Source organism: Corynebacterium sp. TUM25015, assembly GCF_056393505.1.
Map to the genome: position 1 here is coordinate 473,319 of NZ_CM150783.1, position 21,565 is coordinate 494,883.

The following is a 21,565-nucleotide window of genomic DNA, read 5'->3' on the forward strand; positions in this document are numbered from 1 at the left end:
CACCTGGGCGTCTTACTTGAGCCCCAGACCAGGCCGCGGGGAATATACTGGTGAACACCATGGCCAAACGGACTGAACCAACACGAGGATCACAAAACAGAGGCGGCGGAAACTCCACCGCCGAGACAGGCGCAGAGCGCCCCTTTGTTGGTTCCCGCCTCCGCCAACTGCGCAAGGAACGCGGAATCTCCCAGGCACGCCTAGCCGAGATCCTGGACCTCTCCGCCAGCTACGTAAACCAGATCGAGCACGACGGACGCCCGCTAACCACCGCCGTGTTGGAGCGCATCACCGCTGCATTCGGCATCGACCCAACCTTCTTCGCAGATCAAGATTCCACCCGCCTCCTTGCGGAAATCCAAGATGTCACCCTCGATCCGGAAATCAGCCCCACCCCGGCGGATGTCACCGAACTAGCCGCGCTTGTAAAGAACCACCCAGATCTCGCGCGTGCCTTCGTGGATCTACACTCCCGCTACCGCAATGTCTCGGATACGCTCTCACTGCTCACAGAGGAGCGTGTGCAGGGATCCGCCATCCTCTCCATCACTCCCAAGGGTGAACTCTTCGGGCGAGCCTCCGGGCCAGAAGCGTTCTCTATGCCACACGATGAAGTCCGCGATTTCTTCTACGCCAGGCAGAACTACATCGATGTTCTCGATGTGGCGGCGGAAAAGTTGGCGTCCAAAATAAACATCGGGGCGAACCAGATACACCACACCGAACAGATCATCGCCGAGCGCCTACAACAGGTACACCAAGTACAGGTGATTTACTCGCGAGACCTGGGCGACACGCAGCACAAGTTCGACCCGCAGAAAAAGACACTCCACGTGTCGTCGAAGATGCGCCCCGGGCAGATTGCGTTCCGACTGGCTACAGAGTTGGCCTACCTGGAAGCGGGCACAACGATCGACTCGCTGGTGGAGCTGGGGCACTTCCAATCCGAAGAATCCCGCGCGCTGGCGCGCCGTGGCTTAGCTAGCTATTATGCCGCCGCACTTCTGCTGCCCTACCGGCAGTTCCACAGCTCGGCCGAAGAATCGCGCTACGACCTCGAATTCCTCATGCGCGAATACGGCGTGGGCTACGAGACCGTCTGCCACCGTCTTTCCAGCTTGCAGCGCCCCAGCCTCCGTGGCGTGCCCTGGACCTTTGTGCGCGTGGACCGTGCGGGCAACATGTCCAAACGCCAGTCAGCGACAGGCCTACACCTATCGAACTCGGGTGGCACGTGCCCACTGTGGAATGTGTACGAGACGTTTAGCTACCCCGGCAAGATCATGCGGCAGATCGCGCAGATGCCGGACGGGAGAACCTACCTGTGGATCGCGCGCACCGTGAACCACCACCGCGCGGCCTGGGGCCAGCCGGGAAAGATGTTCGCCATCGGGCTGGGCTGCGAGCTGCGGCACGCCGACCGAACGGTGTATTCGGATGGGTTGGATCTGAAGGATACGTCCGCGGCGGTGCCAATCGGCTCCGGCTGCCGACTGTGCCCGCGCGACAATTGTCCGCAGCGCGCGTTTCCACCGATCCACCGCTCGTTGGAGATCGACCCGCACCGTTCGAGCGTGTCGCCGTACTAGTACTAGCCCGTGCGATGAGGAGCCCCGCAATGAGGGGCTAATCGCCGTCGAAGAGACCAACGATCTGCCTGCGCTGCAGCTCCCGACGGTTATATGTTGCCTCTCGCACGGATTCGTCGGTATCGAAGCTCGAGCCGAGTGCTCCGCCGAGTGTACCTAGTGACGCCGCAAACCATGCCAGCGTCAAATAATCCAGCGGCGTGATAGTGGAGTTCACCTTGTTTTCAAAGAAGGGCACCGGCACAACCGCGGCGCTGACCAGCAGCATCGTCAGGTAGATCAGGGCATAGACGCCGGTAGCGGAGATCAGCACCGTGCCGATGGTGGCCAGGTTATCCATCCGGGCGCGCCACCACTCGACACTGTCGGAGGAAGCCTGTGTGGAGGTTGCATCGGCGCCGACGCTCAACACGGACGGTTCCGCCTTACGGCTATATCCCCCATTCCACAGGCCGTTCTTGTAGATCAACCAGAAGGTCAGGAGAGTAATGGAAAGGATGGTGATCATGATCTGCCGCCACGGGCTGATCAGGTAGGACATCTCCCACACAGAACCATAAAAGATGCCGAAACCGCCTGTGGCCACGCCCGTGGCCAGGCAGCTGGAGAGCACCTTGAGCAATTGGCCGGGACGGTTGCCGCGGATCATTCCCAACAGCAGGCGCAGGGTGCGCCCACGGCCTTCGAGTACGCGGGTGGTATCGGCCTCTACGTCGCCGCCCTCGATCTCGTCTACGCCTTTTTCGCGCTGGCCAGCTCCGGCGTGCTTGCCGCAGACCAGGCGCGACAGCTCCTGCCACAGTCCTTCTTTGGCTCGCAGCAGGCCAAAGGCAGGCAGGCACAACATGGTGGCCTTGCCCTGCTCGACGGTCTGGCTGATTACCGGCCTGCGGGTGGTCAGCGGCAGGTCGGTGACGTACACCAGCCGATCCCAGCCGTAGTCGCGTAGGATTCCGGGGGCAGTGTCGGCGAGGCGGACGTTTCCGAACTCGTCCATCGGCAGCGTTCCGGTGCGGAATTCGAGGATGGGTTTGGTCCCGGAGACGTGATTCTCCGAGGCCTTAGCGAGCTGTTGGAGCATGGCGCGCACACGCACCGCTGGCAGTCCTCGGTCTGCCAGCAAGCCAATCTTCTCTGGCAAGTCTGGGCACCAATCGTGGCAGGGGAAGGATTTGCCCGAAATCCTACTCCACCTGCACCTAACCAGGGAAATACTGGCCGATCGAACCTTCTTAGAGGTTGATCATGTGCCCGCCGGCGATGCCGTGGGCGGCTTCCTTCATTGCCTCCGACAGGGTCGGGTGCGTGTGAACGTTGCGGGAAATCTCCTCAGCCGTCAGGTCGAAGCGCTGTGCCAGAGTCAGCTCCGGCAGCAGCTCAGAGACATCCGGGCCGACCATGTGAGCACCTAGCAGTTCGCCGTACTCAGCGTCTGCCACCAGCTTCACGAAGCCCACGCCGTGGCCCAGGCCCTGTGCCTTGCCGTTTGCGGTGTAAGGGAAGGTAGCGACCTTCACCTCACGGCCTTCCTCCTCTGCCTGCTTCTTGGCAGCTTCCTCGGTGTAACCGAAGGAAGCAACCTGCGGGAAGCAGAAGGTGGCGCGCGGCATCATCATGTAGTCGCCCAGCAGCTCGGTCTCTTCGCCGGCGATAACCTCAGCCGCAACCACACCCTGCGCCTCTGCGACGTGTGCCAGCTGCAGCTTGGCGGTGACGTCACCGATGGCGTAGATGTGCGGAACGCTGGTGCGCATTTCGTCGTCGATGTCGATGGCACCGCGCTCGGTCAGCTTCACGCCAGTGTTCTCCAGGCCGTAACCCTCCACGCGCGGTGCAAAGCCGATAGAAACCATCACGCGGTCGGCCTTCAGGGTCTCGGACTTGGAGCCATCAGCGGATTCGATGTCCACCTCAACACCCTTGCCTTCGCCCAGGTCGCGAACGGCGGTGGTCTTGTGCCCGGTCTTCAGAGTTACGCCCAGCTTCTTGTACTGCTTGGTGATCTCCTTGGAGACGTCCTTATCCTCGTTCGGCAGGACGCGGTCCATGAACTCGACCACGGTGATGTCCACACCGAAGTTGGACAGCACGTAGGCGAACTCCATGCCGATAGCTCCGGCACCGATGACAACCATGGAGTCCGGCTTGTTCTCGTCCAGGATCTGCTCTTCGAAGGAGACGATGTTGCCGCCCAGCTCTACGCCCGGCAGGGACTTCACAACGGAGCCGGTAGCGATGATGCAGTTGTCGAAAGTAATGGTCTTTCCGGCGTCGTCACCATCGGAAACCTCGATGGTCTTATCGTCGACGAAGTTGCCGCGGCCGTGGATCTCCTGAATCTTGTTCTTCTTCATCAGGTAGTGCACACCCTTGACGATGTTGCCCGAGACCTTGCGGGAGCGCTGGTGCGCCACCTTGAAGTCCATCGAGATGTTATCGCCAGTGATGCCGTAGGTCTTGGCTTCCTTGGTGATGGTGTGCGCGAGTTCAGCGTTGCGGATCAGCGCCTTTGAGGGGATGCAGCCCACGTTGAGGCATACGCCACCCCAGTACTGCTTTTCGATAACGGCGGTCTTCAGACCCAACTGAGCGGCGCGAATCGCCGCCACGTATCCGCCAGGGCCTGCTCCGAGTACTACTACGTCAAAATGTTCTTTAGCCACAAGATCCAAGGGTACTTAATCTTCTTTATTTATGTGACGCCCACACGCCTCCCATAGCACACACCCCGACTCAAGACTTAACTCCCGCCTCGCTAGCCACATGAGTAACACCCCCGTTTTCGGGCTCCCCATAAAAACTAATTAGCTCCTCGGGTTCCCATTGCTCACTAAGGTTAGGTAAAGTCCCCTATGACCTGAGAGGTTTCTAGCAACTGCCTACGAATCTCTCAATCTTTCAACTGATCATCCACGCATCGGATCTTGAGTTTCTGACGTTTCCCCGGGCGTGGCCCCACAGAAGGATCAACTAAATGAAGCGAAGCATCGCCCGCACCCTTGCTGCCGTCACGGCCGCAATCGCACCTTTCGCCACGGTTGCAGTCACTGCTCCGGCCACCCAGGCCGCTACCGTTACTGCAGCACAGAAGGCGGCAGGTATCGCCCCAGCAGAGCTGAAGATGAACACCAGCACTCCAGACCAGCCTTCAGAGGCTACTGCATGGCGCGGAATCATCTCGTCCCTGCGAGCCAAGGGCTTTGACAATGTGCAGGAAGTCTCCGCTTACTCTCCCTCCATGAAGCGCCACGTCCCGCTGGTTGTTATCCAGCCCCGTGATGTAAAGAAGCGCGACAATGCGCCGACCCTGTACATGCTGAACGGCGCTGACGGTGGCGAGGGTATCGCTAACTGGATCCGCCAGACTGACATCGTGACCTACTACGGCGGCAACGATGACGCTAACAAGGGCACCGTCAGCCCCGGTATCGGCGCCAACATCGTAATCCCCATGTCCGGCGCTTACTCCTACTACACCGACTGGATCACCGAGCCGAACACTCCCTACATCAAGGGCCCGCAGAAGTGGGAGACCTTCCTGACCCGCGAGCTGCCGCAGGCCATCGAGCCGGCTCTGAAGGCTAACGACAAGCGCGCTATCGCTGGTATGTCCATGACCGGCACCACCTCCCTGCTATTCGCCGAGCACCACCCGGGCTTCTACGACTCCGTCGGCTCCTTCTCCGGTTGCGCTGCAACCACCACGGGTCTGACTCCGAAGTTTATCGACCTGGTGCTGAACCGTGGCGGTACGGACTTCACGAAGATGTGGGGTCCGGTCAACGGCAAGGTTGCTCGCAACAACGATGCTCTGATCAACGCTGAGAAGCTGCGCGGTCAGAAGAACATCTACGTCTCCACTAGCTCCGGCTTCCCGGGCGAGCACGATATGCCCTGGTCGAAGCGCGTTAACGGCCAACCTTCCGCCGCTGCACAGGTGATCTTCGAAGGCTCCGTCATCGAGGGCGCCACCAACGCCTGCACCCGCGACCTGGAGCGCAAGACCAAGTCGCTGAAAATCCCGGTGACCTACAACTTCCGTCCGGCTGGCACGCACCAGTGGGGCTACTGGCAGGACGACCTGCGCGGCTACTGGGGCGACCTGGTAGCTGGCCTGGGCACCGGCGCCAAGCGTCCGCCGCTGGAGCCGACCAAGCCGATCTCCCCAGAGGATTACTGGGCAGGTTCCACCTCCGGTTCCTAAACGCCTAGCACAAACCCTTAAACAGCTAGACCACCACATCCCCCGCCACAGACCACCTCCGTGGCGGGGGTTGTCCTATGCAGAGAGTAGTGTGCCTTACATGACTCAAACGCAACAGCAGCCCCGCCCTTTCCGCAGTTCCCCTATCGCTGGAGCTCGGGATGCGTACACGGGTGTGGACTTCAACCTCGGTTTCCACGTGCTGAGCTACGACTTGCAACTGAATTACAACGTCGAGCCCAACCACCTCAACGGTGTCGCTCGCCTATCGGTTGAAAACTACCGGCCGCTGAAGTCGATGACGTTGGATTTGGCTAATAATCTGGCTGTCAACCGAGTTGAGGTGTCAGGCCACGGCGCTGCCGCCGCGAATGGAACGATGAAGATCCGCCGCTTCCGGCACAACGGCAACAAGCTGACGATCACTTTCACAGAAGAGATTGCCGAGGATCAGTCCTTCGACCTGACCATCAGGTACGGCGGCTACCCGCGCCCTCTGCGCTCCAAATGGGGTGAGGTCGGCTGGGAGGAGACCGACAACGGTGCCCTCGTGGCCGGCCAACCCAATGGCGCTCCTAGCTGGTTCCCCTGCGATGACACCCCGGACGAGAAGGCAATGTTCCGCGTGGCAATCACCGCACACCGGGATGTCACCGCCATTGCCCATGGCACCCTGGTAGAGGAATTCAACAAGGGAAACAACACAACCCGGGTGTTCGAAACACGCTATCCCATGGCCACCTATCTGGCCGCGGTATACGTAGGCACGTACCAACGTGTGGATTTCCGTAGCGCGAAACTCGGTCGCAGGAACGTCCCGGTTTTCGGCTGGCTTCCGCAGGGCACCGAACACGCTAAGCGAGTTCGTGAGCTAGTACAGGAAGACTTCGGCCAGCAGACGGAGATGGTCGAGGTGTACTCGGATCTCTTCGGCCCCTATCCCTTCCCGGAATACTCGGTGGTGGTAACTGACGAGGAAATGGAAATTCCACTCGAGGCTCAGGGCATCAGCATGTTCGGCTGCAACCACGCCGACGGCAAGCACACCTGGGAACGATTGATCGCCCACGAGCTATCCCACCAGTGGTTTGGCAACTCCGTCGGACTAGTCGAATGGCGGGATATCTGGCTCAACGAGGGGTTCGCGTGCTACTCCGAATGGCTGTGGTTTGAAAAATCGCAGGGCATTCCCGCTGCTCACCACGCATGGGCTCATCACCGGGCGCTGGCCGAAAAACCGCAGGACATTCTGCTGATCGACCCCGGTGTGGACGATATGTTCGACGACCGGGTCTACAAGCGCGGCGCACTCACCGTCCACGCCCTGCGGGTGCTGCTGGGCGACGCTGCCTTCTTCGACATGGTTCAACGTTGGACCACCCAACACCGCATGGGACTGGTGGAAACTCGCGACCTGGAAAACCTGGCACACTCCATCGCGGAGGAAAACGGTATTGCCCGCAGTGAGGTACAAGGGCTTTTCGATCGCTGGTTGCGTCACCAAGACCTGCCCGAGTTCCCTGGCGGCGAGGGTCTTGAGCTCAGCGATGCGCAGTTGCGCGAACTACCCGCAGGGCCAGCTGCGGAGATGGTCGATGCGTCTGGCCCGGCGCGCGCAGTAGATGCGCTGAAGCGGGTAGGCCAGAAACTCGGCGAGCTCAGCGACAGGCTGCAGGACTAGCAGAGCGACCTTTCGCGGGGTTAACGATGCGCGCCATTTCGCTTGCCACCGTCTTCGTGGCCATCGCCGGATATTTGGTTATTTGGGTTGCCAATAAGGGGCTTCCCACCGCCGGATATGAAGATTTCATGGTCTATTGGTCGCTCTTCTTTGCAATGACGGGCGTGCTGGATGGGCTTATGCAGGAGACCGCACGGGCGGTCTCCACCCGACGTGCGCAGACAAACCCCCGCCCAGCGCCCCGCCCGTTCGCGTTGACAGGCTACATCGCACTCGTAATTGGAGCGCTGGTACTGATTACCGGCCCGCTGTGGATCAGCGAGCTCGTCCCCGGGTTAACTGGATGGGGTCTTGTCTTATTGGCTGTGGGCCTAGCCTGTTATACGTTCCAAGCGACAGTGTGTGGCCTACTGTCTGCGAACCATTCCTGGCCTAGTTTCGCCTGGTTGATGGCCATTGATTCCGGAGTGCGTCTAGCGTTGGCCGTGGTTGCCTGGCTACTGGGATGGCAGCTGCTGGCCTATTTGTTTGTCACGGTGATCGGCGCAGCCACGTGGCTGCTTATCCTGTTCTGTTCTCGTTCAGCACGTGCCACACTGAGCGACCGCGCGGATGTCGCCGCTCGCCCTTTCCTCGCACGCACGGTGAAGGCCATGATCGCCTCCGGAGCTAATGCCGTGATGATTACGGGCTTTAGCGTGTTACTGCGTTATACCTCGGGGGCAGATGTCGGCCCCGGCGCGCTCGCCGCAACTATCACCGCGATTACCCTCACCCGCGCGCCGATTCTGGTCCCCCTCCAGCGCTTCCAGCCGGCGCTGATTGTGCATTTCACTAAGCACCGCGAACAGGTGCTGCGTGCCGCCACTTTGCCCATTGCAGCGGTGGGGGGCGTCGCTGCTATTGGTGGCATCGCGGCCTACTTCCTGGCCGCGCCACTAATGGGGTTGTTTTTTGACGCCGCCGTGATCTCCTCCCCTGCCACCCTCGGGTGGCTAACCCTCGTTTCCGGAGCGACAGCCATCCTGATGATCAGTGGCTCGGCTGCGCTGGCAGCGGATCGTCACAATCTCTACACCGCTGGCTGGTTAATCGCTATTGCTTTGTCAACGGTGGTTCTTTTGATGGACTACTCCCCCGATACGCGCGCCATTTGGGCGCTGGCGACCGGTCCGGCCATCGGTGCAGCGGTGCAACTGGGTGTGCTTGCGCTGGCGGGCGGGGAAAAGAGGACCGAAAGCTAGGCTTCCGATTGCTGTGGTTCAGGAATGAACTTCTTGGAGGTCAGCGTCACCACGACAAGGCCGATAAGGGCAACCACCGCACCAAAGCCCAGCATCTCGGTGTAAGTGAACCAATCCTTCAAACGGGACAGGATCATCGGGAAGAAGAAGCCGATATAGGTGATTGTGTAGAAGAAAGCGGTCAGTCCACCGAGATCATCAGCGCTGGCGATTCGTTGGACTTCCGTCAGTCCGGAAATCAGGCACACGCCGTATCCGGTACCCAGGATAAGCCCGACGACAATAGTGCCGATGAGCGAGCCCACGTGGGCGGTCCAGGCTGCCACAATCATGCCGATGATCACCAGCACCAGGCCGAGCTGTTGAGCTTGCGAGTTGTTCGGGTTGATGTACTTATTGGACACCTGCTGAATGCCAAAGCCGAACAACAATGCAACTGCGGTGATGCCTGCCGAAAAGGCGATGGGATAAGAGACCTCATCCTGCGCCAAGCTCGGCATGATGGCGTAGGCCACGCCCGCACAGCCGAAAACCCACGGGGCGATGGGAATAACGGCGGTGAGGAAGCGGGGGTGGCGAAGGGAGGGCACGTTAAGATCCGACCAGAAGGATCCCTTGACCTTGAGGTGGGCATTTTGTCGGGTTTCCGGAACGCCCAAGAGGCCGACCATGGACAAGGCGCACAGCACGATGCTGATGATGTAGGGCGTTTGTCCCGGCGCAGGACCCCACTCGGCAAGCAGGCCCGCCACAGCGGCGCCCACTGCGAAACCGAAGGTGAGGGACATCGTTGCTCGGCGAGCACCTGCCCCCTCCCCGGCACTCGGGTCGAACGAAGGTGTGGATAGTTCCTTGATCCAGGCACCGCCTGCGGTCATCACCATGCCGACTGCAAAACCACTCAGCACGCGACCGGTGAAGATCAGGGGTTCATTCATTTCGCCCATTGCAATAAGGACGCTGCCGACCAGGCTAATGACCGGTGCGGGCAACATGACGATGCGACGACCGTAGCGGTCGGATAGTGGACCGCACAGCAGCAGACCAGCTGCGATTCCTGCGGCGTAGCAGGCCAACAGAGCATCGACGAAGACCGAGCCGAATACGTTTTCCCCACGGTAGAAAACCATCATTGGAGTGAACTCATTACCGGCGTAGGCCACCGCCAGCACGCCACAGGCCACGAGCAGCCAATACCGTTTCTGGGCACGGCTTGCCGCTCCGCGAGTGGAGGGGTTGACTTTGTGGCTACGCATAGCTTCACGCTGCATGGATTGGCCTTGCGCGGGTTGCTTCACTTCCTGCTGTGCTTCGTCGAATGTGTCCTCGGTCATAGGGAAGAGCCTAGCCACCCTCATTGGGGACTACCAACGCACTATCGAAGTCGAAGTCTCCAAGCTAGCCAATTTAGACATAATTTTATTGCTAATTTTTTGAGTCGCAGATCACATTTTTACGTACCCTTGAGGCTATGTCACCAAACCAGTCCAAAAACGCTACCGAAAGCACCACTCCGACTGATAACTCGGTCACATCAAAGAAAGTTGATGGAATTTCCGACAATTCGGGCTTTGCACTCCGCCGATCGACGTCGGCGCCCAAGACTTTGGCCAGCGCTCCCAACGCTGAAGAGCAGGCGTCGATAGCAAAAGAGCTAAAGCTTGTTCTCGACGGTGACTTCCCCACCGCGCGTGCAGCGACCCGCCAGGTGTTGGCGAATCCCGACATTCTCCCGCGTGCGGATCTTGACCTCGAACAGTCTCGCGCCCGCACTACCGAACAACTTCAGCAAGTTCGCGAATCTGGAATGCCAAAGGATGCCTTCCGCAAAGACCAAGGCGGCACGGGAAACACGGGCCACTGCCTGACCTCAATTGAGATGCTGGGCCATGCAGACCTTTCCCTGATGGTGAAGTCCGGCGTGCAATGGGGTCTATTTGGCGGTGCCGTGGGCAACCTGGGCACTGAACGCCACCAGGAGATGGTGACGCAGCTAATGAATCTCGACGCGCTTGGCTGCTTTGCCATGACAGAGCGCGGCCACGGCTCCGATGTGCAGCAGTTGGAGACCACGGCAACCTATGACCCGGCGACGCGGGAGTTCATCATCAACTCCCCCACTGCCTCTGCCGAAAAGTGGTACATCGGTAACGCCGCACGCGATGGTCGCTGGGCTGCTGTGTTTGCGCAGCTCATCGTTCCCAACAACGACAATGCCGAAGGACAGGAAGAATCCCCGTCCGATTCCCAGGGTGTGCACTGCCTCCTGGTGCGCATCCGCGAGGACGATGGTTCTGCCATCGCCGGAGTACGCATCGGCGACCACGGCTACAAGGGCGGGCTGAAAGGCGTAGACAACGGCACTATCAGCTTCGATAACTACCGCGTGCCACGCGAAGCGCTGCTGAACCGCTTTGCCGACGTTGATGAAGAAGGTAACTACAGCTCCCCTATCGAAAACCCAAACCGACGCTTCTTCACAATGCTCGGAGCCCTGGTGCGCGGCCGCGTGACTGTGGGAGCTGCCGCCGGTGCGGCCGCCCGCACCGCGCTAGACATCGGTGTAACGTACGCGAACCTGCGGCGTCAATTCGCTCCCGACGATTCGCTTCCAGAAAACCGATTGATCGAACACCGATGGCACCGCCTGCGCCTCATCCCACGTGTAGCGCGCGCCTACGGCCTGCAGTTCGCTACGAACAAGCTGATCGCGCGCGTGCACGAGCTGGATCAGCTCGGGTTGGATCCCACACAGCACACCAAGGAACAGCAGGCCGACCAACGCGAGGTTGAGGCGCACGCTGCAGCGCTGAAGGCCGCCAACACCGCCCACGCCACCGACACGATCCAGGAAGTCCGCGAAGCTTGCGGAGGCGCCGGGTACATGGCGGAAAACCTGCTAACTACGTTGAAGGCCGACTCGGATGTGTTCACCACCTTCGAGGGCGACAACGTCGTGATGATGCAACTTGCCGCCAAGGAACTGATGACCGGCTTCGCCAAGGAACTCGGCGGCCTGAACCCGATGGAAATGGTGCGCTTCGGGCTGGATAGCTTCGGCACGTTGCTGCGCCGCCGCACCGCCGCAGATGCGCTGATCCAGAACCTGGTGGATACCTTCAGCGACTCCGAGGAGACCTCGCTATTCGACCCGGCCTACCAAATCAACCTGCTCACCGAACGGGAGGATCGTCTAATGCGCTCGCTCGCCCGGCGCCTTCGCCCGGCCCGCAAGATGGAAGTGGTTGAAGCAGCCCAGCTCGTGGATCGCGCACAAGATCACCTGTTGGCCGTCGGCTGGGCCCACGTGGATCGCATTGTCTTCGAGGCCTTCGTGGAGGCCGAGTCCAAGCTGGAGTCGGAGGACGCCCAGCGCGTGCTGGAGCAGGTTCGCGACGTGTACTTCCTCAGCTGCATCGTGGACAACGCAAGCTGGTACCTCGAGCAGAACCTGCTTACAGGTACCCGCACCAAGGCTGCACGTGCCGCTCTGAACGACCTGGTGGATTCCCTGGGGCCGTGGTCGCAGACGCTGGTAGATGCTTTCGGCATCCCGGACCACATCACAGAGCTGAAGCTGATGGAGGACTACGACGCGATGGTGCCGAAGTACGAGTCCGACCCCGCCGCCGGGCAGGAGGGATAGGCGGGCTTTCCAACACCTGCATTCTCTAGCGCGAACCCCACATCGTATTCTTAGAGAATGACCTCCACCCCCTCCACCTCCCCAAATAGCGCCAGCTCGCACCCGGACTCCCGTTCCGGCGATGCGAAGCTCGGCAATGGTCTGAAAGTCCGTCACCTCACGATGATGGGTCTGGGTTCCACCATCGGCGCCGGGCTGTTCCTGGGCACCGGCGTGGGGATCGAAGCGGCTGGGCCGGCCGTACTGCTGGCTTATATCGTCGCGGGACTCATCGCCATTCTTGTCATGCAGATGCTGGGAGAGATGGGCACCGTCATCCCTGCCTCGGGTTCCTTTTCCGAGTACGCCGAGCACGGCATTGGACGCTGGGCTGGTTTCACGCAAGGATGGATTTACTGGCTTGCCACCGTCGCGGTACTCGGCGCCGAAATTACTGGTGCGGCGAGCTTTATGGGTGCGTGGTTCGGTATTGACGCCTGGATCCCCGCCGCCATCTGCGTGCTTTTCTTCGGCGTGGTGAATCTGCTACAGATCCGAGCCTTCGGCGAGTTCGAGTTCTGGTTCGCGTTCATCAAGGTGGCCGTACTGGTGGCCTTCCTGGTCATCGGTTTCCTATTGATATTCGGCCTGCTACCGGGGCACACATTCATCGGCACGGAGGTCTTCACCGCCGATGGATTCATGCCCAACGGCGTAGGCGGTGTAGCTACGGCAATCCTGGCCGTAGCCTTCGCCTTCGGCGGCATCGAGGTGGTTGCTATCGCCGCTGCGGAGTCTGAAAACCCGCAGCAGTCGCTGATCAATGCCGTGCGTTCCACCATTACCCGCATCTCGCTGTTCTACCTGGGCTCGGTACTGGTGATTACCTTCCTGCTCCCCCACTCTTCACTGGGGCAGGCAGAAAGCGCGGCCGATAGTCCCTTCACCCGAGTACTGAACCTGGCGGGCATTCCGGGCGTCGTCGGTTTTATGGAAGCCATCATCGTTCTGGCGCTCTTGTCAGCCTTCAATGCGCAGATTTACGCCTCCAGCCGCATGATGTTCTCCCTGGCTAAGCGCCACGAGGCACCAAAGATCTTCACCCGCGTTGACCGCCGAGGCGTACCGGTCAACGCGATTATCCTTTCCGTCGCGCTTTCCATCGTGATGGTGGTGCTGAATTACCTGGACACGGGCTGGCTGCTGACCTTCATGTTGAACTCTGCAGGTGCCTCATTGTTGATCGTGTGGACGTTCATCGCCGTCTCCGAGCTGCGTCTGCGCCGTCGACTAGAGCGGCATGCCGGTGGAACGCTGCCAATCCGCATGTGGGCTTTCCCTATTCTGACCATCGTCACGCTCGCAGTGCTCGCCAGCCTGGCCGTCCTCATGTTGACGGATCCGGGTTCCCGAGTGCAGCTATTGTCGGCGACCGTAATGTTTACGATCTTAGTGGTGGCCAGCTTCGCCAATTCCGCCATCCGTGGGTTGAGCCCCTTCGAGAAGCTGCCCCTGCCTTCCTCCCTCTAATAAAGCTCGCCGCGAATGCACCAACAGCACGGCTAACCGGCACCCCATAACAAAAACAACTGAGGTGCCGGTTAGGCATGCTGTATCCACTGAGCTACTAGGGTTCGCGCTGTCGCCTTAGAGAGAAAGACTGCCGGATGGCGCTGTGGAGTTCTTAGCGCCAACTAGGCCGTAAATAATGGCCCAGATGAGTGCCAGCGGTGTAAAGAGGGGGCCGCGCAGCCAAGCCGGGGTGTTTTCCCAGATGGTGTTCACTGAGCCGAGCGGGGACTTAGTGTTCGGAGTTTCCGCAGCCTGTACTTGGGTGGTGGGGGTGTGGGTTTCGGCCTGGGCAGGTGCGGCGAGACACGCGGTGACGGTTGCGGCGGTAACGCCGGCGATGAGCGACTTGCGAATCTTCATTGGGGAAAAATCCTTTCTGAAGGGGTTCGGGTAGAGATGTGCAAAAACCTTCTTTGCCCCGGATACGGTTCCATTAATGATTGGACGCAAACTCGCGAGCTTAGAAGTGCTTTGTTTAACCAAACGCTTATGAGTGGCGAAACGTTAGCAGTCGCTAGCAATCAAAATGTCCCACAGCAAACTGTCAAGAATACTGTGGGACATCACATGGAGCCGCTTGCGAGAATCGAACTCGCGACCTTTTCATTACGAGTGAAACGCTCTGCCGACTGAGCTAAAGCGGCGCGTACACTAAGTACGAAGCGTTATCCTAGCCGACGCAAACCCTGAGCACCAAAACACACTTAGTAGCCAGCTCGGAACCTTCGTTAAGCCACCCCGCAGCACTGCTGTAGGCGCCCCGCCATCGCATCCAGCGCCACCTCTGGCCGCACGTTATAGCCCAGCACCTCGCGGCACTCCATCACCGCATCGATGCAGCTCACCAACGCAGACGCGCTGTTGCGCCGCGCCAGTTCCTTCGACGTCGCTGCCATGTCTGGATGCTGGTGTCCACCTACCGGCACACCTTCGTCGTCCACTGCACCCGCGGCCTGAAGCATCGCGTCGCGATACAGCCCGGCGATGTCGATCAGCGCCAGGTCTAACGAATCACGGGTCCTTCTTGTGCGCCTGTTCTTCTGTTCTTTTTCTAGCTCTTTCATTCTTCCCGACGCCCCCCGCTGGGCCTTTGCAGCACCCTTACCTTTCGCGCCTACGCCAAGGCTGCTCTCCAAATCTTCGCGTTCCCGCTGATCCAATTTCTCCAACTCGCTGGCGGCCTCTTCAGCTGCCTTGGCTACCAGCTCGGACGTGAAACGGTACAGCGCATTGGGCTCGTACACCAGCTTCGGCAGTTTTAGAGCAGTGGCGCGTTTGTTTCGGGCGGCCTCGTCGCTGGCCAAGTGTCGAGCTCTACCAATATGGCCGGCTGACACATCGGCGGCCCATTGGGCTTGGCTTTCGCTGAGTCCGAGGGTGGCGTCACTAAGCAAGACCCCTTTCACCGCCGCCGGAGAAGGAGTAGGCACATAAACATGACGGCAGCGCGACCGCAGCGTGATTGCAATATCCGATGGATCTGTTGACGGCGCGCACAGCAGAAAGACGGTGCGGGCTGGGGGCTCCTCGACCGACTTGAGCAAAGCGTTGGCGGCAGCGTCATTGAGCCGGTCAGCATCCTCCACAACCACCACACGCCAGCGCGCAACAGTGGGCATGTTCGCGGCTTCGTGGATGGCCCCGCGGATCTCGTCGACCGAAAGAACCACACCAGTAGTGGACACCCACAGGATGTCCGGGTGGGTTCCCGCAGCAGCGCTACGGCACTGATCGCATTGCCCACAACCGCCGTGCGGGCACACCAGAGCCGTGGCGAAAACCTTCGCCGCGATAGAACGCCCGGAGCCGGGAGGGCCGGTGAACAACCACGAGTGAGTCATCGCCTGCGGATCCTCCACGGCCCGCTGCAGGGGACGGCGGACAGATTCCGCAGTGATCCGCCCAAAGACTCCCGCTGCGTGCCCCGGTGTGGCTGGCGCCGTGGTTTCCATCATGGTTACTTAGTCTAGCTATTCGCCCCGACCACCCTCCGCGTGTCCTCGGCATAGGTAGGGCATAGGTAGACGCACCCGGCGGGGGTGCCGGTGCGATAGTCTGAATGGCATGAAACAACTGCTGCGCTACCTGTCCTGGGCCTGGGGAACCTCCTGGCCCCTGTACGCAGCAACCGTGTTAGCCACCAATGTCATCGGCGCCACTGCAGTGGCCACGTTCCTGCGTTTCCTCATCCCTCTGCCTGCCGCGCGCGAACTAACAAGTCCGGACACCACTATTGCCACGCTGTACATCATCTATTTCGGTGTGGCCGTCTTGGCTGGCATTGCAATGACCTTGTACTTCTTCGCGCCCGTGCTGAGGTGGCAGCGCACACCAAAAGCCTATGATCCGAATATGGTGCGCGACCTGGTGCTGCGCATCCCCCTGTTGCAGACCATCACGGGCATCGTGCTGTGGGCAATAGGTGTGGTGCTGTTTACTGTCGTGGCCTGTCGGCACAGTACGGAATGGGGCATCACCGTCGCTGTGACGGCCACGTTGGGCGGCATGATGGTGAGCCTAATGACTTATATGGAGGCCGAACGCCTGGTGCGTCCCGTCGCCGCGAAGGCTCTAGCCAAGGGTGCCCCGGATCATTCGCGCCTGTCCCCGCTTTCTCACCGGCTGATGACGACCTGGGCGCTGACCTCCGCCGTGCCGGTGCTGGGCATGGTGCTGCTGCTGTTCGCGGCAGCTACCGACTTCTACCCTGAGAACTCCCGTGGCATCATCCCGGCGATGCTGGCGCTGGCGCTGACCACCCTGCTGACCGGTTTCATGGGCACCACCTTGTTCTCCATGGCTGTGGCCGACCCGATCCGTGAGTTGCAGTACGCCATCAACCGCGTCCGTCGCGGTGAGGTGAATACGACCGTGCGGATCTACGATTCCTCCGAGATCGGAGTGCTGCAAGCTGGCTTTAACGAGATGATGCGCGGGTTACAAGAGCGCCAGCGCGTATCGGATCTTTTTGGCCGTTACGTCGGCACTGAGGTCGCGCGCCGGGCGCTGGAGGAAAAACCGGAGCTGGGTGGCGAGGCTCGGCACGTGGCAGTGCTCTTCGTCGATGTGATTGGCTCCACCGGCTTCGCTACTGAGAAGGAACCAGAGCACGTGGTGAAAGCCCTCAACGAGTTCTTCGACCGAGTGGTGGAGGTTGTGCACGCGAACAAGGGCATCATCAACAAGTTTGAAGGCGATGCGGCCCTGGCAGTGTTCGGCGCCCCTCTGCCTTTGGACGATGTGGCCGGACACGCTCTGGCTGCCGCCCGCGAATTGAAGGCCAAGCTGCAAGGGCTGGAGTTCGTCGCCGGGATTGGAGTTGCCGCTGGCTCCGTTGTTGCGGGTCACATCGGCGCGAAGGATCGCTTTGAATACACCGTCATCGGCGATGCTGTGAACCAGGCCGCCCGCCTGACGGATCTGGCGAAGAAGACCCCCGGTCAGGTTCTCACCAGCGCAGCGACCCTACGCGCAGCCAATGAAGCTGAGCAGGCTCGTTGGACCATGATGAAGTCCGTGGAACTGCGCGGTCGCCGTGAGATGACCCAGATCGCCCGTCCTATTCGCGCCACTCTCGCCGATCGATCCACGTTCTAGGCGCGTGCCCTATGGCGACACTGCCACAAGGCGACACTGCTAACCTCGCCGCACGGATGCGATAGGGAGGTTCCTTTCCGACGCCATCCCGTCCCACCACGCTGCCGTCTTCTGCCCCACCGCTGCCGCCAGCTGCTCTGCGGTGATCCCCTCCGACTGCAGCTGGGCGACAGTGGCCTGCGTAGGTAGCAGCCCTTCCACATGCAAGGCTTCGATCAGGCCTGCAAAGAAGTGCGGTTCCAGCGCTGCAATCGCCACCCAACCACCGCATTGAGCTTGGTAGAGTCCATACCCCGGCAACAGACCACCGAGCAGTGTGTCGGGACCGGTGAGCCGGAAGCGGGCCGGAGTGGCAAATTCAGTAGCCATGTCCGCCAGCGCCACCTCGTGGTAGCTTCCCTGCCCGGTGGCCGCAGTCTGCCACAGAGCGGCCAGAGCCTGGGAGACTGCACGCTCTGCACCCGCCAGATCAGCGATGGGAACTACCGGCATGGCGGGTGTATCCCCGTGGAAGGAGAGCGTGCCGGCGTGCGCCTCGTATGTGAGGTCGTGCCCGGCTACGTCAACGTGCTCACCGGAGTGGCCGACAATCGCCACCTGCGACAGTACAGGGAAACGAGCGTGCAGATCCTCCCACCCCAATCCGAGGCGTTCCAGCGAGGCCGGTCGGGAACTCGTAAGCAGTAGGTCTGCCCCCTCCAGGAGCTCATGCAGCTCCTGGAGGCCAGGCTCCGCCTTGAGGTCGATATGGCGCACATCCTGCCCGTCTACCAAGTGTTGGTAGTACGGCTCGCAGTACAGGCGCATGGGGTCAGCGGCTTTGCCGGGGCCTTCGACCTTGATGACGGTGCCACCCAATTCCTGCAGACGCTTTGCAGCGACGGGGCCGGGAAGGTTCGGGGCAAGGGTAACGACGCTAAAGCTCGGGAGCTGATTCATGCTCCCGAACTTATCAGTTCCCACCCAAAAGTATGACCGTTTTTAGTGGGACTTTTTCACCGTGCGCTTCGTCAGCGTCGGCGGCTTCTTAGCCGTCTTCTTGGTCGACTTCTTGGCGGTCTTCTTAGTGGACTTCTTGGTCGACTTCTTGGTGGCCTTCCGGCTCGACTTTGCAGGTGCCTGGCCCTCTGCAGCCTGCTTGGCGCGGCGTTCGGAGAGCAACTCATTCGCGCGGGCGTCAGTAATAGTCTCCGGGGTATCGCCCTTGCGCAACGATGCATTGGTGACTCCGTCGGTGACATAGGCGCCGAAACGGCCGTCCTTGACGGACATGGGCTTGCCAGAAACATCGTTATCACCCAGCTGCTTCAGTGGCGGCTGGGCGGCGGCGCGACCCCGGCGCTTCGGCTCGGCATAGATGCGGCGAGCTTCGTCGAGGGTGATGTTAAAGATCTGTTCCTCATTGGCCAGAGAGCGGGAATCATTGCCTTTCTTCAGATACGGGCCATAGCGACCGTTTTGGGCGGTGATCAGCTCGTTGTCGCTGGGATCCACGCCCACCTCGCGCGGCAGGCTCATAAGCTTCAGGGCTTCCTCCAGTGTCACGCTGGAGGGCTCCATGTCGCTGAACAAGCTGGCGGTCTTAGGCTTCAGCGTCTCCTCGACGATCTGCTTGACGCGCTTTTCCTTCTGCGACTGGGCAGTCTTTGTCTCGCGACTCAGAGGCTTCTTGCCCTCGGCCTCGCGAGCGCGATCCTGTTCGTCGCGCTCAGCCTCCCACGTCTTCACGGCCTCCTCGGCCACGCGGGCTTCCTCGTCCTCGCCCAGCACCTCGGTGACATAAGGGCCATAGCGTCCCTCTCGGGCAACGATGGTGCGCCCATTGTCGGGGTTGACGCCCAGTTCCCTACCGCCCTGCGGGGTGGCGAAGAGCTTCTCGGCAACCTCCAGCGTCAAACCATCCGGGGTCATGGATTCCGGCAGGTTCGCGCGCTGTACCTCGGGTTCCGTGCCCTCAGGGGCGTCCTCCGGCAGCGGCTTGATGCGCTCCAGGTAGGGGCCATAGCGGCCCACGCGAACGACAATCGGCACACCGTTTTCGTCGTCGAAAATGTGCAGGGAGTTCACCCGGCGGGCGTCGATCTGCTCCAGATTGTCGCCCACAATGTGCTTCAAGCCGCCCAGGCGTGGGACAACGGCGCCCGGAGCCTCCGGGCGAGAGTTATCCCCAAAGTAGAAGCCCTTAAGCCAGTTCACACGATCCTCGTCGCCCGCTGCGATGGCATCCAGTTCGTCTTCCATGGCGGAAGTGAAATCATAGTCCACCAGCGCGCCGAAGCTCTGTTCCAAAAGACCCACCACGGCAAACGCCACCCATGAAGGCACCAGCGCATTACCGCGCGGCAGCACGTAGCCACGATCCTGGATGGTACGGATGATGGAAGCGTAAGTCGACGGGCGACCAATGCCCATCTCTTCCATCTTCTTGACCAGTGAAGCCTCGGTGTAGCGGGCTGGCGGGTTCGTCGAGTGCCCGTCGGCTTCCACGTCCCGGGCGTTCAGCTCGTCCCCCTCGGTCAACTGCGGCAGACGCTTTTCCGCATTGTCGGCCACATCACGACCATCGGCGGTGCGGCTGACCTCCACGTAGGCCTTGAGGAAGCCTGGGAAGGTCAGGGTACGGCCCGTAGCGCTGAATTCGCAGCTCTCACCCGATTTCGCATCACCTGCGACGGTGACCTTCATCGACTGGCCCTTTGCATCGGCCATCTGGGAGGCGACAGTGCGCTGCCAAATCAGCTCGTAGAGCTTGAACTCCTCGGCATCCAGCTGACCGCTCAACTGGCCAGGGGTCTGGAAAGTCTCGCCTGCCGGGCGAATCGCCTCGTGAGCCTCCTGCGAGTTCTTCACCTTGCGGGTGTACTGACGCGGGCCATCGGCAACGAACCTCGCACCGTATAGCTCCTTCGCCTGCTTACGTGCGGCCTCAATACCGGCAGTCGACAAGGTCGTCGAGTCGGTACGCATATAGGTGATATGACCGTTTTCGTACAGACGCTGCGCAATGCGCATCGTGCGCTCCGAGGTAAAACGGAGCTTACGACCCGCCTCCTGCTGCAAGGTAGACGTCATAAACGGCGGGTACGGGCGGCGAGTGTAGGGCTTTTCCTCCACCGCAGTCACAGCGAACTCCTGCCCCTGCAACCCCTCAGCCAGGGACTTTGCTTTCGCCCCATCCAGCACAAAAGTATCCTTTGCGCTGGCTTTGAGCGTGCCGTCATCGCTAAAGTCACGCCCTTGCGCCACGCGCTTGCCCGCGACCGCAGTCAGCCGTGCTTCGAAGGAATCCGGGGCGGCGTCATCAAGAGACGAAGAAAGAGCATCGACCAGGCCGAACGTAGCGCTCAAGTCCCAGTACTCGGCGGGGACAAACTTCATACGCTCGCGCTCGCGCTCGACGATCACGCGAGTGGCGACGGACTGTACGCGACCCGCCGACAGGCGCGGCATGACCTTCTTCCACAGCACCGGCGAGACCTCATATCCATAGAGGCGATCCAGTACACGGCGGGATTCCTGAGCATCCACCAGGTCGTAGTCGAGTTCGCGGGTGTTCTGCGCTGCCTCCAGGATGGCATTCTTCGTGATCTCGTGGAAGACCATGCGGCGCACCGGCACCTTTGGCTTCAGAACCTCCAGCAGGTGCCAGGCAATTGCCTCACCCTCACGGTCGGGGTCTGTCGCGAGGTAGAGCTCGTCTACCTGCTTGAGCTTTGCCTTGAGGTCAGCGACCTTCTTTTTCTTGTCCGGGCTAACAACGTAGAGCGCCTCGAAGTCCTTATCGACGTTGACGCCCAGCCGTGCCCATGGTTCCTTCTTATACTTCGCCGGAACGTCTGCGGCGCCCCGAGGAAGGTCGCGAATGTGCCCGACGGAAGCCTCGACGATGTAATTCGCTCCCAGGATCGGTGCGATCTTCTTCGCCTTCGTCGCCGACTCAACGATCACTAGACGTTTGACGCCATCGTTTCCCATCGGTTGAATTCACACATCCTTCAAGAATCTATGGGTTTGCCGGGTGCCATTGTTCTACAGATTTATTTCAATGGTGCC

Annotated in this window: 14 protein-coding genes and 1 tRNA gene; 7 read left to right on the plus strand and 8 right to left on the minus strand. The window is 60.6% G+C overall.

Annotated features, from left to right (window positions below; translation table 11 throughout):
- The first annotated feature begins 59 nt into the window (after positions 1-59).
- Positions 60-1,589 carry an acetate metabolism transcriptional regulator RamB gene (ramB, locus tag AC06DS_RS02210; RefSeq protein ID WP_293790844.1) on the plus strand — a complete coding sequence of 510 codons (1,530 nt, stop codon included), beginning with the start codon at positions 60-62 and terminating at the stop codon, positions 1,587-1,589.
- 37 nt (positions 1,590-1,626) lie between these two features.
- Here ramB and AC06DS_RS02215 read toward each other — a convergent pair whose 3' ends face one another.
- Together AC06DS_RS02215 and lpdA are read right to left on the minus strand one after the other, a co-directional pair.
- Complete coding sequence (locus tag AC06DS_RS02215) at positions 1,627-2,730, minus strand: hypothetical protein (RefSeq protein WP_293790845.1); 1,104 nt, start codon at positions 2,728-2,730, stop codon at positions 1,627-1,629.
- A 91-nt stretch (positions 2,731-2,821) separates the two neighbouring features.
- Complete coding sequence (gene lpdA, locus AC06DS_RS02220; protein ID WP_434825171.1) at positions 2,822-4,252, minus strand: dihydrolipoyl dehydrogenase; 1,431 nt, start codon at positions 4,250-4,252, stop codon at positions 2,822-2,824.
- A 311-nt stretch (positions 4,253-4,563) separates the two neighbouring features.
- Between lpdA and AC06DS_RS02225 the strand changes: the two genes are divergently transcribed.
- From AC06DS_RS02225 to AC06DS_RS02235, 3 genes are all read left to right on the plus strand, one after another.
- Positions 4,564-5,793: an alpha/beta hydrolase gene (locus AC06DS_RS02225; protein ID WP_477100876.1), complete on the plus strand. Its 1,230-nt coding sequence runs from the start codon at positions 4,564-4,566 to the stop codon at positions 5,791-5,793.
- 100 nt (positions 5,794-5,893) lie between these two features.
- Entirely contained in the window at positions 5,894-7,474 is a 1,581-nt protein-coding gene (locus AC06DS_RS02230; RefSeq protein WP_477100877.1) for a M1 family metallopeptidase, read from the plus strand.
- Positions 7,475-7,500: 26 nt separating this feature from the next.
- A complete protein-coding gene (locus AC06DS_RS02235) occupies positions 7,501-8,718 on the plus strand; it encodes a hypothetical protein (protein WP_477100878.1) in 1,218 nt (405 codons plus the stop codon).
- Here the strand turns inward: AC06DS_RS02235 and AC06DS_RS02240 are convergent.
- Positions 8,715-10,052, minus strand: a complete 1,338-nt coding sequence (locus AC06DS_RS02240; RefSeq protein WP_448307781.1) for an MFS transporter — start codon at positions 10,050-10,052, stop codon at positions 8,715-8,717. The genes AC06DS_RS02235 and AC06DS_RS02240 overlap by 4 nt on opposite strands.
- Positions 10,053-10,189: 137 nt before the next feature.
- On the opposite strand from AC06DS_RS02240, the gene AC06DS_RS02245 reads away from it, so the two are divergent.
- Positions 10,190-12,364, plus strand: a complete 2,175-nt coding sequence (locus tag AC06DS_RS02245; RefSeq protein WP_477100879.1) for an acyl-CoA dehydrogenase family protein — start codon at positions 10,190-10,192, stop codon at positions 12,362-12,364.
- Positions 12,365-12,526: 162 nt separating this feature from the next.
- Complete coding sequence (locus tag AC06DS_RS02250; protein WP_477101216.1) at positions 12,527-13,873, plus strand: amino acid permease; 1,347 nt, start codon at positions 12,527-12,529, stop codon at positions 13,871-13,873.
- Positions 13,874-13,990: 117 nt separating this feature from the next.
- On the opposite strand, the gene AC06DS_RS02255 is transcribed toward AC06DS_RS02250, so the two are convergent.
- The 3 genes from AC06DS_RS02255 to AC06DS_RS02265 all read right to left on the minus strand — a co-directional run bounded on the left by AC06DS_RS02255 (position 13,991) and on the right by AC06DS_RS02265 (position 15,867).
- Positions 13,991-14,275: a hypothetical protein gene (locus AC06DS_RS02255; protein WP_477100880.1), complete on the minus strand. Its 285-nt coding sequence runs from the start codon at positions 14,273-14,275 to the stop codon at positions 13,991-13,993.
- Positions 14,276-14,483: 208 nt separating this feature from the next.
- A tRNA-Thr gene (locus AC06DS_RS02260) sits at positions 14,484-14,559 on the minus strand.
- Between the two features lie 84 nt (positions 14,560-14,643).
- A complete protein-coding gene (locus AC06DS_RS02265) occupies positions 14,644-15,867 on the minus strand; it encodes a DNA polymerase III subunit delta' (RefSeq protein ID WP_434825203.1) in 1,224 nt (407 codons plus the stop codon).
- A 112-nt stretch (positions 15,868-15,979) separates the two neighbouring features.
- Here AC06DS_RS02265 and AC06DS_RS02270 point away from each other — a divergent pair, with 112 nt between their 5' ends.
- On the plus strand, positions 15,980-17,512 hold the full coding sequence (locus tag AC06DS_RS02270; protein ID WP_476728413.1) for an adenylate/guanylate cyclase domain-containing protein: 1,533 nt from the start codon (positions 15,980-15,982) through the stop codon (positions 17,510-17,512).
- A 39-nt stretch (positions 17,513-17,551) separates the two neighbouring features.
- Here AC06DS_RS02270 and AC06DS_RS02275 read toward each other — a convergent pair whose 3' ends face one another.
- The gene (locus AC06DS_RS02275) at positions 17,552-18,451 is read right to left on the minus strand and encodes a CoA transferase (RefSeq protein ID WP_477100881.1); all 900 of its coding nucleotides are present in this window, start codon (positions 18,449-18,451) and stop codon (positions 17,552-17,554) included.
- A 42-nt stretch (positions 18,452-18,493) separates the two neighbouring features.
- Positions 18,494-21,487: a type I DNA topoisomerase gene (topA, locus tag AC06DS_RS02280; protein ID WP_477100882.1), complete on the minus strand. Its 2,994-nt coding sequence runs from the start codon at positions 21,485-21,487 to the stop codon at positions 18,494-18,496.
- Between the last annotated feature and the right edge of the window lie 78 nt (positions 21,488-21,565).